The sequence below is a fragment of the Rhizobium sp. B230/85 genome (assembly GCF_019355735.1).
Lineage (GTDB): Bacteria > Pseudomonadota > Alphaproteobacteria > Rhizobiales > Rhizobiaceae > Rhizobium > Rhizobium rhododendri.
On the sequence record NZ_CP072156.1, the window covers coordinates 965,388 to 982,247 of the forward strand.

At 60.8% G+C, this 16,860-nt stretch carries 17 protein-coding genes; 5 read left to right on the forward strand and 12 right to left on the reverse strand.

Translation table 11 applies throughout. From position 1 onward, the window contains the following. Positions 1-42: 42 nt before the first annotated feature. The 3 genes from J5289_RS04575 to J5289_RS04585 form a co-directional block, all read right to left on the reverse strand. On the reverse strand, positions 43-756 hold the full coding sequence (locus J5289_RS04575) for a hypothetical protein (protein ID WP_209182730.1): 714 nt from the start codon (positions 754-756) through the stop codon (positions 43-45). Between the two features lie 212 nt (positions 757-968). Continuing rightward, positions 969-1,301, reverse strand: coding sequence for a chaperone modulator CbpM (locus J5289_RS04580; protein WP_142823905.1), 333 nt, complete (start codon positions 1,299-1,301; stop codon positions 969-971). 3 nt (positions 1,302-1,304) lie between these two features. Then, on the reverse strand, positions 1,305-2,219 hold the full coding sequence (locus tag J5289_RS04585) for a DnaJ C-terminal domain-containing protein (protein WP_142823906.1): 915 nt from the start codon (positions 2,217-2,219) through the stop codon (positions 1,305-1,307). A 386-nt stretch (positions 2,220-2,605) separates the two neighbouring features. Here J5289_RS04585 and J5289_RS04590 point away from each other — a divergent pair, with 386 nt between their 5' ends. Next, complete coding sequence (locus tag J5289_RS04590; RefSeq protein ID WP_209182732.1) at positions 2,606-3,484, forward strand: aldo/keto reductase; 879 nt, start codon at positions 2,606-2,608, stop codon at positions 3,482-3,484. Between the two features lie 424 nt (positions 3,485-3,908). Here the strand turns inward: J5289_RS04590 and J5289_RS04595 are convergent, their stop codons facing one another. Continuing rightward, complete coding sequence (locus J5289_RS04595) at positions 3,909-4,292, reverse strand: hypothetical protein (RefSeq protein WP_142823908.1); 384 nt, start codon at positions 4,290-4,292, stop codon at positions 3,909-3,911. A 224-nt stretch (positions 4,293-4,516) separates the two neighbouring features. Here J5289_RS04595 and J5289_RS04600 point away from each other — a divergent pair, with 224 nt between their 5' ends. From J5289_RS04600 to J5289_RS04610, 3 genes are read left to right on the forward strand one after another with little or no spacing between them, the layout of a single operon-like run. Further along, positions 4,517-5,767 (forward strand): FAD-binding oxidoreductase, encoded by a 1,251-nt coding sequence (locus J5289_RS04600; protein ID WP_209182734.1) that lies wholly within the window; start codon positions 4,517-4,519, stop codon positions 5,765-5,767. Between the two features lie 10 nt (positions 5,768-5,777). Beyond that, positions 5,778-6,488 (forward strand): SDR family oxidoreductase, encoded by a 711-nt coding sequence (locus J5289_RS04605; protein ID WP_142823910.1) that lies wholly within the window; start codon positions 5,778-5,780, stop codon positions 6,486-6,488. 14 nt (positions 6,489-6,502) lie between these two features. After that, on the forward strand, positions 6,503-7,552 hold the full coding sequence (locus tag J5289_RS04610) for a proline racemase family protein (RefSeq protein WP_209182736.1): 1,050 nt from the start codon (positions 6,503-6,505) through the stop codon (positions 7,550-7,552). A gap of 60 nt (positions 7,553-7,612) precedes the next feature. Here the strand turns inward: J5289_RS04610 and J5289_RS04615 are convergent, their stop codons facing one another. Further along, positions 7,613-8,539 carry a carbohydrate kinase gene (locus J5289_RS04615; protein WP_209182738.1) on the reverse strand — a complete coding sequence of 309 codons (927 nt, stop codon included), beginning with the start codon at positions 8,537-8,539 and terminating at the stop codon, positions 7,613-7,615. A gap of 78 nt (positions 8,540-8,617) precedes the next feature. Further along, positions 8,618-9,316: an orotate phosphoribosyltransferase gene (locus J5289_RS04620; protein WP_209182846.1), complete on the reverse strand. Its 699-nt coding sequence runs from the start codon at positions 9,314-9,316 to the stop codon at positions 8,618-8,620. A 356-nt stretch (positions 9,317-9,672) separates the two neighbouring features. Here J5289_RS04620 and J5289_RS04625 point away from each other — a divergent pair, with 356 nt between their 5' ends. Further along, on the forward strand, positions 9,673-10,575 hold the full coding sequence (locus J5289_RS04625; RefSeq protein ID WP_209206760.1) for a GGDEF domain-containing protein: 903 nt from the start codon (positions 9,673-9,675) through the stop codon (positions 10,573-10,575). On the opposite strand, the gene J5289_RS04630 is transcribed toward J5289_RS04625, so the two are convergent. The 6 genes from J5289_RS04630 to J5289_RS04655 form a co-directional block, all read right to left on the reverse strand. Then, a complete protein-coding gene (locus tag J5289_RS04630) occupies positions 10,565-11,761 on the reverse strand; it encodes a GGDEF domain-containing protein (RefSeq protein WP_209182742.1) in 1,197 nt (398 codons plus the stop codon). The genes J5289_RS04625 and J5289_RS04630 overlap by 11 nt on opposite strands. Positions 11,762-11,904: 143 nt before the next feature. Then, on the reverse strand, positions 11,905-12,945 hold the full coding sequence (gene pyrC / locus J5289_RS04635) for a dihydroorotase (protein ID WP_209206758.1): 1,041 nt from the start codon (positions 12,943-12,945) through the stop codon (positions 11,905-11,907). Positions 12,946-13,043: 98 nt separating this feature from the next. Then, positions 13,044-13,670 carry a nucleoside triphosphate hydrolase gene (locus tag J5289_RS04640; protein ID WP_142823916.1) on the reverse strand — a complete coding sequence of 209 codons (627 nt, stop codon included), beginning with the start codon at positions 13,668-13,670 and terminating at the stop codon, positions 13,044-13,046. Further along, complete coding sequence (locus J5289_RS04645; protein WP_142823917.1) at positions 13,667-14,449, reverse strand: ATP-binding cassette domain-containing protein; 783 nt, start codon at positions 14,447-14,449, stop codon at positions 13,667-13,669. Before J5289_RS04645 ends, J5289_RS04640 begins: the two co-directional genes overlap by 4 nt. 1 nt (position 14,450) lies before the next feature. Beyond that, positions 14,451-15,515, reverse strand: coding sequence for an ABC transporter permease (locus J5289_RS04650; protein ID WP_142823918.1), 1,065 nt, complete (start codon positions 15,513-15,515; stop codon positions 14,451-14,453). Positions 15,516-15,658: 143 nt separating this feature from the next. Further along, entirely contained in the window at positions 15,659-16,684 is a 1,026-nt protein-coding gene (locus J5289_RS04655) for a sugar ABC transporter substrate-binding protein (protein WP_209182745.1), read from the reverse strand. Between the last annotated feature and the right edge of the window lie 176 nt (positions 16,685-16,860).

A 16,860-nucleotide genomic window follows, 5' to 3' on the forward strand; every position in this document is an offset into this window, starting at 1 on the left:
CCGCCGGGTCTGCATTAGGCATGGGGCCGGAAAGAGCGGCCGTCAGGCGGTGGCAGCGTCTGTCGCAGGAGTGCCTGTGCTGGAAGTGCTGTTGGCGCCTGTCCAGCTCAGATAGTAGAACTGCGTGCCGACCTGGCCGAAATAGGCGGCGTTGCCGGTGGTTTTGTCGATGAAGCTGTTGTCGGCGGCGCGGCTGAGCGTGCCGTCGCCGTTGCGCTGCAGATGCGCCTTCAGATAGTCGTTCCAGTCGCTGGTCGGGATGGCTTTGGGGCTATTGGCTGTCGCGGTTGCGTCAGCGCTGCTGCTGGTTTTCGATTTTGGATCCCAGGCAGCGATCGATACTCCGTGTGTCGGATCGGAAACGCTGAGGGTGCCGGCGTTGAGCGCATCCAGCATCGCCTTCGCCTGTTTTGCGCCGTCGCTGGTTCCGGCTGCGGTCGCCGTCAGGTTCTGCTTCAGCAGTGCCATGAACGAGGTCGTAGTGATGTCGGTGCTCGCCGTGTCCGAGTTGTCTGTCGAGGATGTCGTCGCAGTTTCGTCGGACTGGCTGTTCGACAGGCTGTTGAGCATGCTGGCAAGCGATGCCTGAGCCGATGACGGCAGGCTCGAGACATTTTTTCCGACGCTCGATCCGTCTAGCAGCGAACTGTCGGACGTGCCGCTGCCGCTGCTGTCGCTGTTGGTATCCCCGGAGGTCAAAACCTTGAGTGCCAGTTGGGCGGCGATCAGTCGCGTGGAGGAGAGGGCGGTAACCATCTGGGGCTTTCCTGGGCGATGCCAGCCCGCCCGTTTGCGTGCTCGGCCTGGCGTGTGAACGCTGCCGCTTGCGAGGAGGTCGTTGCTAAAGGGCCACTGCGTGGTACCCCCGGACAACCCTCGCAGCGCCGGCAGCGCGACTGTCCCAAGGCTAGGCGAAAGGGCTTGCCCGGAGCTTGCCCGTCAATCGGCGCAGGTTGACGGGCCTCAGCTCAGCTGTTGTGAAAATCTCTCCGCTGCTCGATCTCGGCGATGAGGCGCTGTTGCACCTCGTCGCCTTGCGCCTTGATGCCATCGACCAGATCGCGAAGCGTGCCGCGCAGGCCGTGGACCTGGTCGACGAGTTCCATCACCACATCGACACCGGCCTCGTTGAGCCCCATCGTCTCGATCAGGTCGAGTATCAGCCTGCCGCGCGCGACATCGGCTTCGCGGAACGCTCTTCCCCCTTCGGTGGCATCGGGCACAAGCCATCCCTGCTCGATCCAGACGTCAAGAACCGAGACTTCGATATGCAGCGACTGGCGGAATTCACGATCGTCCATGGTTCAGCCTCCCATGCTGGCTCTGGGTTCGTGTTTCTCCCCGGCTGCCCAGTCTTTCACGAAGGCCGTCAGTTCGGCATCCGGTGTCTCGGGCAGCACGATCTTTAATGTGACATAGGCGTCGCCATGTTCGCCGCCACGCTTGGGAACGCCTTTTCCTTTCAGGCGCATCACTTTGCCCGTGTTCGAGTTCGGGGCGAGCGTGATGGCGACGGCGCCCGATGGCGTGGGTACACGCACCTTGCCGCCCAGCACCGCCTCACGCAGGCTGATCGGCATGTCGAAGCGGATGTCATCTCCGTCCCGCACATAAAATTTATGCGGCCGGACCTTGATGTCGATCATCGCGTCGCCGGCCGGAGCGCCGTTCAAGCCCGGATCGCCCTTGCCGCGCAGTCGCAGTGTCTGGCCATCGGCGGTGCCCGGCGGGATCTGCACGTCGAGCGACGGGCCGTTCGGCAATTTGACTTGCGTCTTGGTGCCGTTGACGGCGTCGAGAAAGTCGACCTCCATCGAAAAGCGTCTATCCTGGCCCTTCATTTGCTGGGCTCCCTGCCCACGGCGCGAAAAGAAACTGGAGAATATATCGTCAGCACCGCCAAAGTCGGCAAAACCGCCGCTGTTCTGGTAAGGCCCGCCGCGTCCTTCGTTCGAGGCATAGTCGCGGTAATACTGGCGCTGCTGAGCTTTTTCGCTGCCGCCGGCATCGATTTCTCCGCGATCGAAGCGCGCCCGCTGTTCCTCGTCGCCGAGGATCGCATAGGCGGCCGAAACCTCCTTGAATTTTTCTTCTGCCTGCTTGTTTCCCGGATTGAGGTCCGGATGAAGCTTCTTGGCGAGCTTGCGGTAGGCGCTCTGGATGTCCTTCTGCGCCGCGTCCCGCTTGACGCCGAGAAGCTGGTAGGGATCACCACTCATGGATTTCTCCGTCTCGTAAAGAATTTAGCCCGGCAGAAACTACCTCGTCGGCGCGCTTCCCGGGCCTATCGAATCACAGATAGGCATTGATGCCGCCGTTCACACCATTGGAAGCCTTTTTTCCGCAGAAGACCAGCGGCTTGGCATGGAAGCCCCCGGCCAATTCACACGATCGCTGCCGGTCCGACAGGGGACGACGGTACTGCATCCGGGGAGCGGTCAGTGACGACGATCGCGGAGGGCTAGAACCAGCCGTTTCGGCGTCGCTTGTTGTATCTTCGTCCCGCCTACCCATCTCCCTCTACGCCGGGCAGCGAATGGCCTTGCGCAGGACATGCCGCCGGCCTCGAAGAATTTCCGAAAGATAGATTGAGAAAGAGACGATCATGACCGAATTGAATGCATCCAAGTCCGGGACCTTCAAGATTGGCGGCGATCTCACCGTCAACCGTCTTGGTTTCGGCGCTATGCGCATCACAGGTAAAGGAATCTGGGGCGACCCCGCCGATCGCGAGGAAAGCATCCGCACCCTCAAGCGACTGCCCGAGCTTGGCGTCAACTTCATCGATACCGCCGATTCCTACGGCCCTGATGTCTCAGAGCAGCTAATCAAGGAGGCATTGCACCCCTACGGAAAGATGGTGATCGCCACCAAGGGCGGTCTGACGCGCACCGGTCCTGAGGTCTGGATACCCGTCGGTCGCCCCGAATATCTCATCCAGCAAGCCCACAAGAGCCTGCGTAATCTCGGTGTCGAACAGATCGACCTCTGGCAATTGCACCGCATCGATCCAAAGGTTCCGGCGAAGGAACAGTTCGATGCCATCAAGTCGTTGCTGGACGACAAGATCATCCGCCACGCCGGCCTGAGCGAGGTGTCCGTGGCCGAGATCGAAGCCGCCTCGAAGGTCTTCAAGGTATCGACGGTGCAGAACCGCTATAACCTCGTCGACCGCACCAGCGAAGACGTGCTCGATTACTGCGAGAAGCACGGAATAGGCTTCATTCCCTGGTACCCGCTCGCCGCCGGCGATCTCGCCAAGCCCGGTTCGCTGCTGGATACCATCGCCAAGCGCCACAACGCAGCCCCGAGCCAGATCGCGCTTGACTGGGTGTTGAAGCGCAGTCCCGTGATGCTGCCGATCCCCGGGACGTCAAAGGTCAAGCATCTGGAAGAGAACGTGGCGGCGGTGAACTTCACCCTGTCCGAGGATGAGTTCAAGGCCCTCGACGCGGAAGGCAGGAAGGTCTTCAAGGCCGCCTGAGTCAGAGCGGCGAAAGTGACAACAGCCGAAAGTGACAAAAGCAACGCCGTCACTTTCGGCATTATCTCACGAAACCCATAGACATACAGTCGTGCGAGCATTTGCCCGCCGCTCTGTCAATATCTCAAACGCTCACTTTCTCGGCTGCTAATTAGGCGAATTGTCGCAGAGGCATGCTCTAATGCAGGCGCTGGCTCAATAAGCCTGACTTACTCATGCATCAGGCGCATTGCTGCAATGCAATGTCAGTCATTTTAAAAAGCGGGCAGTGACTGTACCTATTGTTTCGAAGGCAGCGCACTCCTCCTCCCAGCGCTTCCTTCTTCGATCGGCAGCACTCCTCCTCCCAGTTGCCGATCTCTATTAAGAGCCCGACGCATCCTCCTCCCGCGTCGGGCTCTTTAAGTTTCCAGCTCAGCTAATATCAGTCTCCAATACGCGCCACGCCTGTCTGGCCGTTGTCGCGCGTCCATTTGACCTTGCCGGCGCCGTCCCGTTCGAGCACGAAGCACATCGGCGCGCCGTCGTACCAGGTTTTGAATTGCTGGCAGAGCCGGTCTGATTTGATCCACCATTTCCCGACGTCGTTCGGCTTGATGAACTTGCCAAGGCCGACCGCCTCGCCATTGCCGTCGACGGTTCCGGACTTGTGGTAGGTAAGGGGCATTTCGCCACCGAGCGGGGCTGCGAGATAGATCGTGCGGCCAATGATATCGCTGCGGATATCGTTGTCCGTCATAGCTTCGGCCCGGGCGGAGACTGGAAGGAGCGCTGCGAGCGCAAGGAGTGCAGGGAGCAACGGCTTCATCTTTGACCTCTGGTCGGTTGATACAAAGCCATTTACGTCGCAACCGGCAATTTGGTTTCACCATCTCCCGACAAAGCCATCGTTTCTACCGGCCATTCGCTCCATCGGACGTCTGGGATGGTGAGGTCCAGTCTTTCAAAAATCTATAGGCACCAGGGCAGCGCCTGATATATCTCTGCGATTGATTTGCTGCGCAGCGCAGCCGTGTTCGGATATGCAGGCCCATGACGGAAAACACCCGGAAGACCACCATCGTCATCGGCGCCGGCATTGTCGGCGCTGCCATCTCTTTCGAACTGCAACGACGTGGCCACCGGGTGACGCTTGTCGACAAGGGCGAGCCGGGGAGGGGCACGTCGTTTGGCAACATGGCCAGCATCGCGCTCGATTTTGCCGCCGGCTCCGGCCCCTCGACATGGCGCAAGATGCCGGGCTGGTTGCTCGATCCGGAAGGGCCCGTCTGGCTACGGCCTTCCTATGCGCCAAAGATATTGCCGTGGTTCCTGCGTTTCCTCGCCGCCGGCCGTCCATCGCGTCTGCGTCAGATCGAGGATGCCGGGATGGCCCTGTCGGCTCCTGCACTTGCCGATTTTCGCGCCATGCTCGATGCTGTAGGCGCACCCGAATTGATGACCGAGGACGGATGCCTTGCCATCTACGAAACCGAGGCTGAATTTGCGGGCGATCGCGGCCATTTGGAGATGATGCAGCGCTATGGTTTCGAGCATTCGGTCGTCAGCGGTGCCGACCTCCGCGCTCTCGAACCGGCCCTCTCTCCCCACATTGCCAAGGCGGTGCTGCTGCCGAACAACAAGTCCATCCGCAATCCCTATCATCTGGTTCTGAAGCTGGTCGATGCTGCGAAAGCGGCTGGTACAGGCTTCGTCTCCGGCGAAGCCACCATGATTGAGCGCCGGGCGGGCGGCGGTGTCACAGTCATGCTCGCCGATGGCCGCAGGCTCGATGCCGACGATGCGGTGGTTGCTGCCGGCGTGCCGACGCGGGTGATCGCCAAGGCTTTGGGCGAGCCTATCCCGCTCGAGACCGAACGGGGTTATCACACGCAGATCATGGCCCCCGGCATTTCCATGCGCCACTCGATCATCTGGCCGGCCCGCGCCTTCATGGTGACGCCGACCGCCGGCGGCATCCGCGTCGGCGGCAACGTCGAGCTTGCAGGCCTCGATGCGCCGCCGGATTATCGCCGTCCCCGCGTCCTCGTCCGCCATGCCCAGAGGGCGCTGCCCGGCCTCAAGGTAGAGGAGGCCACCGACTGGATGGGCCATCGCCCCTCGTTGCCGGATACCATCCCCATCATTTCCGCGTCCTCCCGACTACCGGGCGTCTGGTATGCAACCGGTCACGGTCATCTCGGTCTCACCTATTCCGCCACGACAGCCCGCCTGATGGCGGATATGATCGGTGGCATGAAACCGTCGATCGATATGACGCCGTTCCGCATCAACCGTTATTAGGAGAAAGCCGATGTCCGATACCCAAAAGCCAGTCGCTCTCATTACCGGCGGCGGCCGGGGCATGGGCGAGGCGATCGCCCGCGAACTGGTGGCCACCGGCTATCGTGTCGCGCTGATGTCGCCCTCCGAAAGCTGCGAGAAGCTGGCTGCCGAACTCGGCGGCGTCGCCTCGCGCGGCGTGGCGGAAAAGGCGGAAGACATCCAGGCAATCTTCGACCTGACCATGAAGACCTATGGTCGCATCGATGCGGTGGTCAACCATACCGGCCATCCGCCGAAGGGCGATCTCCTCGACATCTCCGACGAGAACTGGACGCTCGGCTCCGACATGATGGTGCTCAGCGTCGTGCGCATGGCGCGGTTGGTCACCCCGGTCATGCTGCGCCAAGGCAAGGGTGCCTTCGTCAACATCACCACCTTCGCCGCATACGAGCCCTCGCTAGTATTCCCGGTCTCCTGCGCCTACCGCGCCGCAGCCGGTGCCTTCACGAAGCTCTATGCCGATCGCTACGCTGCCGACAATATCCGCATGAATTGCCTGTTGCCGGGCTACATCGATAGCCTCGCCCACAAGCCTGAGACGGCCGAGAAGATCCCGATGAAGCGCATTGGCCAGATGCAGGAGGTCGCCAAGACCGCAGCCTTCCTGCTGTCCGATGGCGCCGGTTACATCACGGGGCAGAATATCCGCGTCGACGGCGGCGTCACCCGGCACGTCTGATTGGAGAAGATGATATGAGATGGAAGCGGACGATCCAGCTGCTGGATGTTCATTGCGAAGGTGAGATCGGCCGGGTCGCGATCGGCGGGGTGCCGAAGATCCCTGGCAATACGATAGCCGAGCAATTGCACTGGATGAACACCGATCCGAAAGGCGAAGAGCTCCGGCGCTTCCTGGTGCTCGAACCGCGCGGCGCGCCGATCGGCTCCGTCAACCTGCTGCTGCCGGCAAAGCACCCGGATGCAGATGCCGGCTTCATCATCCTGCAGCCCGACCAGGCCCATGCGAGCTCCGGCTCGAACTCGATCTGCGTCACCACGGCGCTGCTGGAATCCGGTATCGTCGAGATGCACGAGCCGGAAACCACAGTCACGCTCGACACCGCCGCAGGCCTCGTTCGGGCGGTTGCCACCTGCCGCGATGGCCGCTGCGAGAAAGTGCGGCTGACGATGGTGCCATCTTTCGTCCACCAACTCGACGTGCTGCTCGACACGCAGGAATGGGGCGCGATCAGCGTCGACATCTGCTATGGCGGCATTTTCTACGCCCTGGTCGATGTCGGACAGGTAGGCCTCACCATCGAGACGTCGAAGGCGGCCGAGCTGGTGAAAGTTGGCATGGTCCTGCGCGATCGTATCAACCGTACGATGGCCATCGTCCATCCGGAAATCCCGGCGATCTCGGGCGTTGCCTACGTGATGTTCCGCGATATCGATGCCGACGGTGCCATCCGCACTTGCACCACGATGTGGCCCGGCCGGGTCGACCGCTCGCCCTGCGGCACCGGCAACTCCGCCAATCTCGCGACACTGCACGCGCGCGGTAAGGCAAAGGTCGGCGACGTCTTCAAGTCGCGCTCGATCATCGGGTCGGAATTCGAAGTTGGCCTCTCCGCCGTTACGGAGGTAGCCGGCAAGCCCGCCATCATTCCGACAATCACCGGCCGAGGCTTCACCTTCGGCCTGTCGCAGGTGTCGCTGGACCCCTTCGATCCTCTGGCTCAAGGTTTCGCGCTGACGGACGTCTGGGGCCCCTCCGCCGGCGAGATCGGCGCAGGTAAATAACCTTCCCCTTCTCCCCTAGGGGAGAAGGTGCCCCAAGGACGGATGAGGGTATCTAGCCTTCTAAAGCCCGATTTCCCGTGCCCATGGCGGATTGGCGCCGGCGCGCGATACGGTGACGGCGGCGGCTTTGGCGCCGAGCGCCAGGGCATCGCGCAATGCCTTCTCGTCGAGCGAGGCAACCTGCGCCTTCGTCAGCAGATTGTTCATCTTCAGCGAGGCGAGAATGCCGGCATCGAAGGTGTCGCCGGCGCCGACTGTGTCGACCACCGTGACGCGTTCGCTCGGCACGGAAACCTTCTGCGACTTGGTGTATCCCGTCGCGCCCTCGGCTCCCTTGGTGATGACAACCAGCTTGGCGCCATGGTCGAGCCAATGGGAGGCCAGTTGGTCATGGTCGCCGGACATGCCGAACCATTCCAGATCCTCGTCCGAGAATTTGAGGATGTCCGACATAGCCGCCATGCGCTTGATACGCGCCATATGGGCCGGCTTGTCCTTGATGAAGCCCGGCCGGATATTCGGATCGAGCGAGATGACGCGGCGGGCCTGCTCGCGCGCCATCAAGGCCTCGTATGTTTCGCCGCAAGGGCTGGGGATGAGGCTGATGGCGCCGAAATGCAGCGCCTCGCAAGTGTCGCCGAGGTCCGGCAGATCGGCTTCGGTAATCATCCGGCCGGCGGTGCCTTCGTCGTAGAAGGCATAGGTCGCCTGGCCGTTGACCAGCTTCACGAAGGCGATGGTGCTGGGCCGCGAAACGATGGCGCAGGGGCTGGAATCGACGTTGCTCGCCTTCAGCGTCTCGATCAGGATTTCGCCCAGCATATCGTCGGCAAGGCCGGTGAAGAAGGCAGTCTCGACGCCAAGGCGACCGAGCGCGATAGCGGTGTTGAAGATCGCACCGCCGGCATAGGGCGCAAAGGCCTTCTCACCCAGCGTCGTTTCCCGGGGCAGCATGTCGATCAAAGCTTCGCCGCAGCACAATATCATTCCGGCCTCCCAGAGAGCGTGTCTCTATCTTGTACACTGTCAAAAACGGTTAGAGCGATTTCGAAGAAATGCAAAGCGTCACGTCGCCGAAAGCTGGGTGATGCCGCCGTGCGCGCCTGACCAGGCGAGCGGTGCATCGAGAAACGCCTCGACGGCGGACAGCGTCTTGTCGTCGAAAAGCTTCTGCGCCTTGGCGACGGCAAGCACGTTGCGCCATGTGGCGATATGATGGAAGCGCACCTTGCCGTCGGCAAACCGCAACGCTCCTTCGTCAAAAATGCCGTAGTAAAAAAGCGCGATCGCGTGGTCGACGATGCCGCCGGCAGCCCGGATCGCGTCGATGAATGTGAACATGCTGCCGCCGGCCGTCGTCAGGTCCTCAATGACCAGCACGCGCGCGCCAGCCGGCATGTCGCCTTCGATCTGGGCGTTGCGGCCATGGCCCTTCGGCTTCTTGCGGACATAGATCATCGGCAGGCCGAGGCGGTCCGCGAGCAGCGCTGCAAAGGGGATCCCCGCCGTCTCGCCGCCGGCAATGCAGTCGAACTGCTCGAAGCCTGCATCGCGCAACAGAACGCTGGCAGCAAAGTCCATGACCGTCGAGCGGACGCGCGGATAGGAAAGCAGTTTGCGGCAATCGATATAGACGGGGCTGGCCATGCCCGAGGCAAATTTGTAGGGCGTCTCGGCGTTGAAATGCACCGCCTTGATTTCCCAGAGCATCTTTGCCAGAAGTTCAGCCATCACGGCGCGGTCGGGAAATGTCGTCTGCATGATGCGGCTCTCCTCAGGCTTTGAACGTTGCCTGCGGCATAGCAGCAAGGCGCGGCGGTTTCCAGAAGGCGACCACGTTTACGGGCTTAAATTACGCGGGGCGCCTGTTAAAAATGAGGCCATCAGGGGAGGCTCAGACCTGTTCAAGCCGTGATGCGGCGCCATATGGGCAGCTTCGCCTCATCCACAGCGAAGTTTGTTATTAAGTAATATCTAAAAAATATATATCCTAGTCGTTTCCTTGCCATTATGGGTTGCGGTTGAAAAATTCATTAAAATGCTTGGTATTTGCTTAGGATTGAGGTTTCTAAATTACCCTTAGTTTCCACCCGCCAAATGGGGCATGCAAGGAGACCGGAATGCGCCTGCCACGATCTGCGGCACTGAAGAAATTTGGTTCGTCGCTTACGCTGAAGATCTTCTCGATCTGCTTCCTGGCGACGCATCTGCCGCTGCTCGCGCTGATCGCCTATCTCCTGACGGGCTATGAAGCGGCAGCGATGCCGATCCTCGCCACTGCACTGCTGGCGACGTTACTGGGCACGGGGCTCTGTTTTCTCTCGGTGTGGCTGTTGCTGCGTCCGCTGGAGGCCGTGACGAAAACAGTGCAGGCCTACCGGGAAACCGGTGCGGTATCGACGATCCGCAGCCAGCGCCGCGATGAAATCGGCGTCGTCGTCAACGCGGTGTCGACGCTGATTGCAGAACTGCATGCGACGCTATCCCAACTGCGCCGCCAGGCGACGACCGATGTGCTGACCGGCCTCGGCAACCGCCGCTGGCTGCGCGATATCGGCACTTCGGAACTCCAGCGCGCAGAACGCGAAAATGAGCCGCTTTGCGTCATTGTCTTCGATCTCGATCACTTCAAGACCATCAATGACGAGCATGGGCACGAGGTCGGTGATCAAGTGCTGACCGTCACCGGCGCGATCATCCAGCACAACATGCGGCCTTACGATATCGCAGCGCGGATCGGCGGCGAAGAGTTCTGCATCCTCTTGCCGCGCACTGACACGGCGCAGGCGATTGCCATTGCCGAACGTTTGCGAAGGGAGCTGGCAACCCGGGCGGTCGGCCCCGTGCCCGCCGGGCGGATTACCGCCAGCTTTGGCGTCTACTGCGGCGATCCGACCACCGAGACACTGAAAACGATGATGATGGCAGCCGACCGCAAATTGTATGCGGCCAAGAACGGCGGACGTAATGCCGTTCACTGGGATACCGCCAGGCCTGTCGCGGAAGTCGCAGTCAGGCAGTAGCGGATTCAGTTTCCGGTGGATTTTCCGTCTCGCTCGTGACGACATGAAGATACTCAGCGGTCTCCACGCGGTTTCGGCCGTTACGTTTTGCGGCATACAGCGCCCGGTCGGCAGCCTGGAGGACGCCTTCGAAATCGGCTCCCTCGTTCGAACCGAAGGCGATGCCGGCACTGACGGTACATTTGACGGTCTTGCCTTCGAAGGAAAAGTAGCGTGCCGCAAAACACTCGCGTATGCGGTCCGCGATCTGTTCGGCCCGGCCCGGCATGACATTGTCGAGCACCAGCGTGAATTCCTCGCCGCCGAGACGGGCCACGACGTCGTAGGCCCTGAGATTGGTGACGAGTTCTTCGGCGAACAATTTTAGAACGGCATCTCCAGCCGCATGGCCAAATTCGTCATTGACCGCCTTGAACCGATCGATGTCGAAGATGACAGCGGCCATCACCGTCGAAAAGCTCCTGTTTCCGCAACGATCGAACAGCGCCCTGCGGTTCATCAGACCCGTCAGCTGGTCCGTCATGGCATCCGACCGGTGACGGGTCGCCTGGCGCCACTGATGGAGGGCCAGCGACAGGGCGCCGATTCCCGTCATGGCCGCGATGGCAACGGCGATGCTGAGGTTTTCCGCCCAGTTTTGAGGCGCCTTGCCAATCACCATCTTGCCGTCGGAGATGAGGACGGCGGAGCAGAGGACGAAGGTGAACGCGGTCAGGAGGTAGAGGGTCGTGATCCCGTAGATCGGAGCGGGCGCTTCGGCGCGGCCGAGCCAATATTCATAAGCTGTGGCTGACAGCATCGCGGCGATGACGAGATTGTAGACGATGAAGGCCAGCCCGTCATAACCGAGCAACATCGGCGGCACGCTTATGGCCAGCCCCAGGACAGTACCGGCGACGATCCTGACGGGAGACAGGCGATCCTTCCTGAACTGGTAGCCTGCCGCCCAGATGACGGAGAAACCGGAGAGAGCGATGGTGAAGGAGACGATCGCGAGGCTCATCGTCGGATGAGCTACATAGAAGCTGTAACAGCAGATCGCGGCGACGACCAACAGCAACCCAATGGCGCAGGTCAGAAGGAATGTTTCAGGTCGGCGGTTGAGCCAGCTACCCAGCAACGTCACCGCAAGGCAAAACGTCGATGCACCGAGCGCGATCAGAAGAGAATTATAGTCGAGCATCATGCCGTCTCTCTACGGGTTCATTCCGCGATGCATGGTATCAGCGCGAGACTATTCTGACATAGGTATCCAATCGGTTACCATCATGCGCAAAAAGCCTGGTTTTGTCGCATGAAGGCATGTCCAATCACGGACATTATAGCTGCCTAAGGTTCGACGGCCCAATGCAGCGGGAACATCGGGTCGAAAACTGTCACTGGACCCGCTCCTGTCTCTATTTTCTCCGGAAACGCAATCGATTCGACCCGGCGGACCAGCGTCATCGTCTCCGTATTCGGCTGCAGTCCATACCATGCCGGTCCGTTCAGCGAGACGAAGGCCTCCAGCTTGTCGAGTGCGCCTTCCTGTTCGAAGACATGCGCAAGGCAGCTCATTGTGTTGATCGAGGTGTAGATGCCGGCGCAGCCGCAGGCACATTCCTTGAGCGGGTCGACATGGGGCGCGGAGTCGGTACCAAGGAAAAACCGATGGTCGCCGCTTGTCGCTGCCGCCCGCAAAGCCAGCCGATGGCTCTCGCGCTTGGCGACCGGCAGGCAATAATAGTGCGGCCGGATGCCGCCGACGAGGATGGCGTTGCGATTGATGATCAGGTGGTGGGTGGTGATCGTCCCGGCCAGGTTGGCGGTTGCCGACTTGATATAGTCGATCCCGTCGGAGGTGGTGACATGCTCCATCGTCACCTTCAGCTCGGGCAGGCGCTGGCGCAGCGGATCGAGAACTGTCTCGATGAACACCGCCTCACGATCGAAAATATCGACGTCGGCAGTCGTTACCTCTCCGTGGACGCAGAGCGGCAGGCCAATCTTCGCCATCCGCTCCAGTACCGGCATCGCCTTGTTGAAATCTCGTACGCCGCCGTGGGAGTTTGTCGTGGCACCCGCCGGGTAGAGTTTGACGGCGGTGATCAGGCCGGTGTTCTTGCCCTCCTCGACATCGTCGGGGCTGGTGTGTTCGGTGAGATAAAGCGTCATCAGTGGCTGGAAGCTGTCGCCCTCCGGCAACGCCGCCATGATCCGCTGCCGGTAGGCTATTGCATCGGCAGTGGTAACCACTGGCGGCACCAGATTGGGCATGATGATGGCGCGGGCGAAGTGGCGACTGCTGTCGCCGATCACGCCCTCCATCATTGGACCGTCGCGAAGGTGCAGATGCCAGTCGTCGGGGCGGCGGATGGTAAGCTTTTGCATCGATGTCTCCCGGCGGCGGGCTTATGGCGTCGCGCCGGGATAACATTCATGCACCGCCGATGACAACTGTCTTCGTCAAGGTGCTGCCAAGTAAGGGATCAGGCGATTTCCAGCGTCACGTCTGCCGGGCGCCTGTTGCCGAGGATCAGCCGGCCGTTCGGCAGGTCGTTGTCGTAGACCTTCGCGTGGGCTTCTTCCTCGCTCAGCTTGTAGCCGCGCCAGCGCGCCCAGAGGCGTTCCTCCAGCACTTCCATCGGCGGCGCCATCAGGATCGAAAAATCGAACATCCCCTCCAGTTCAGCCCATTTTCCCTGGCTGAACAGGAGATAGTTGCCCTCGACGATAATGAAGCGATGATCGGGTGAAACGACCCGGGCAGAAGCAATCGCCAGTTCGCGCGAACGGTCGAAAACCGGCACGAGAACTTCCTGGTCGCCAGGTCGTACGGCCTTGACGATGTCGAGGAAGGCGCGCACGTCGAAAGTTTCCGGCGTGCCTTTGCGGGCAAGCTGGCCCCGGGCGATCAGGATGGCGTTGTCCATGTGGAAACCGTCCATCGGCAGCACTTCGGCGCTTTCGCCGCGTGCTTTGAGTGCATCGGCCAGGTTATCGGCCAGCGTCGATTTGCCGGCCCCGGGAGGACCGGCAATCGCCACCATGAACCGCTTGACCGATCCAGCCCTGTCGATGATCTGACCGGCCATGTCCTCGACAGTCGGGCTCATGCAGCGACGGTCTCGGCGGGCACGCCCTTGGCGCCTGTCATGAAAGCAACGGCGTCGGACATCGAGTAGTCCTTCGGGTTGATGACAGTGAGGCGCTTGCCGAGCCTATGGATGTGGATGCGATCGGCCACTTCGAAGACATGTGGCATGTTGTGCGAGATCAGAACGATCGGAATGCCGCGTGACCGCACGTCGAGGATCAATTCGAGAACGCGACGGCTTTCCTTGACGCCGAGCGCTGCCGTCGGTTCATCGAGGATGATGACCTTCGATCCAAAAGCTGCAGCGCGTGCCACGGCCACGCCCTGGCGCTGGCCGCCGGAGAGGGTTTCGACGGTCTGGTTGATATTCTGGATCGTCATGAGCCCGAGTTCCGAAAGCTTGTCGCGGGCCTTGGTTTCCATGGCCGGCCGGTCAAGCATGCGAAATACGCTGCCGAGAATGCCAGGCTTGCGGATTTCCCGGCCGAGGAACATGTTGTCTGCGATCGACAGCGCCGGCGAAAGCGCCAGGTTCTGGTAGACCGTCTCGATGCCGGCTTCGCGGGCCTCGAGCGGCGACTTGAACTGAACCACACGGCCTTCCAGCTTGATCTCGCCTTCGTCGACGATAGTAGCCCCGGAAATAGCCTTGATGAGCGACGACTTGCCGGCGCCGTTGTCGCCGATGACCGCCAGGATCTCGCCCGGATAAAGGTCGAAGTCGGCATGGTCGAGGGCGGTTACGCGGCCGTAGCGCTTGACGAGGCCACGGGCGGTGAGAATGGGTTGAGCGGCCATGTTACACCGAAACCTTTCTGATCCACTGATCGATGGCGACAGCGGCGATGATGAGAACGCCGGTGAGCAGAACTTTCCATTGCGGATCGGCGCCGAGCATGTTGAGGCCCATCGATACGACGCCGACGATCATAGCGCCGAACAGCGTTCCGAGGATCGAGCCACGGCCGCCGAATAGCGAGATACCGCCGATAACCGTTGCCGTGATGGCCTGTAGGTTGAAGTCGGTGACGGCCGAAGACGGGGAAACCGAACCATTGCGGCCGATCGACACCCATGCTGCAAGCCCTGCGATGACGCCGGAGATTGCGTAGACTGTGAGGAGAACTTTCTTGGTCTGGATGCCGGCAAGCTTCGCAGCCTCGGGATCGTCGCCAACCGCATAGACATGGCGTCCCCAGGCCGTGTGGTTCAGCACATACCAGAGCAGGATAACCAGCAGCACCATGGCGACAACGCCAAGCGTCAGGACCGCGCTGCCGAGCTTGAAGCTGACGGCAAAGAGATGCAGCAGGGGCGCCTTGTCCTGGACATCGGTGTCGCGAATGGTCTCGTTGGCCGAATAGATGAAATTCGTCGCCATCACGATGTTCCAGGTGCCGAGCGTCACGATAAACGGCGGAAGCTTCATATAGGCGACGAGGAGGCCGTTGAGCAGTCCGCAGACGCCGCCGGCAAACATGCCTGCCACAACCGCAATCGGTGTTGGCAAGCCATAGGTAATGGCAAAATTACCCATGATGACCGAAGAGATGACCATGATGACGCCGATCGACAGGTCGATACCCGCCGTCAGGATCACCAGCGTCTGGGCGGCACCGAGAATGCCGACGATGGCGATCTGCTGCAGGATGAGCGTCAGCGTGTAGGACGAAAAGAACCGTCCGCCGATCGCCAGTCCGAAAACCACGATGGCAAGCACGAGAACGATCAGCGGCACCGCCGCAGGCGTCGAATGCAGGAAGTGCTGGGCGCGCTTCAAAAGGGAAAGTTTTTCGTTCTCGAAGGAGACGACATTCTTGTCGCTGTCGTCGAGAACACGTTCGAATTCCTGTGCTCCGGTCATATTTCCTCCTCTGCGCGCCAAACGGCGCAGAAAGCCTCACCAATGTCTCCGGGCGTGATGCCGGCAGGCGGCGAACGTTCGTTGGCTAGTTACGAAATTCCGGCCGGGGCTGACCCCGGCCGGATGAAGATGTCAGACGAGTATCAGCCCCAGCACTTCGCAGTGCCTTCCTTGACGTCGATCGACGGTACGCCGGTAACGGGCTTGTCCGTGACGAGCGAGACGCCAGTGTCGAAGAATACCTTGCCAGGTGTCGGCTTCGGCTTTTCGCCCGTGTCGGCGAACTTCTTGATGGCTTCGACGCCCATGGCTGCCATCATCAGCGGGTACTGCTGCGATGTCGCTCCGATGACGCCTTCCTTGACGGACTTGACGCCCGGGCAACCGCCGTCGACGGAAACGATCAGCACGTCTTTTTCCATGCCGACAGCCTTCAGTGCCTGGTAGGCGCCGACTGCAGCAGGCTCGTTGATCGTGTGGATGACGTTGATCCCTGGATCCTTCTGGAGAAGGTTTTCCATGGCTTTGCGGCCGCCTTCTTCATTGCCGTTGGTCACGTCGTGACCGACGATGCGCGGATCGGTTTCGTCGCCGATCTTGTTCGGGTCCTTGGGGTCGATGCCGAAGCCGATCATGAAGCCCTGGTCGCGCAGGACGTCGACGGAAGGCTGCGATGGCGTCAGGTCGAGGAAGCCTACCTTTGCGGTCTTGGCCTTGTCGCCCATGGTGCCCTTGGCCCATTCGCCAACGAGCTTGCCGGCAAGCAGGTTGTCGGTGGCAAAGGTTGCGTCGGCAGCATCTGCTGGCTCAAGCGGAGTGTCGAGCGCGATGACAACGAGCCCGGCGTCGCGGGCCTTCTTGACCGAGGAAACGATGCCCTTGGTGTCCGATGCAGTGATCAGGATGCCCTTTGCGCCGCTGGCAATGCAGCTCTCGATGGCAGCAACCTGGCTTTCGCTGTCGCCGTCGATCTTGCCGGCATAAGCCTTCAGGGTAACGCCGAGTTCCTTGGCCTTGGCCGTGGCGCCTTCCTTCATCTTGACGAAGAACGGATTGGTGTCGGTCTTGGTGATGAGGCAGACAGTCGTGTCGGCGGCATTTGCCGGCATGGCGAAGACGACGCCAAGAGCAAGTCCGGCGAGCGCTGCAGTGATAACGGATTTCTTCATGCGATCCTCCCAGGATGTGAACAGGCCGGCCCAAACAGGGTCCGGGATGCAGTTGCGGCAAATGCTTTAAATTTGATCTGCACGCTTCCTCCAAAGCCGTGCCGCGCCTCCATATCGGCGATTTAAAGCGGAAAGGTTGCGCCCTGTCAATAAATAAATCCAATTGAATTATTAAT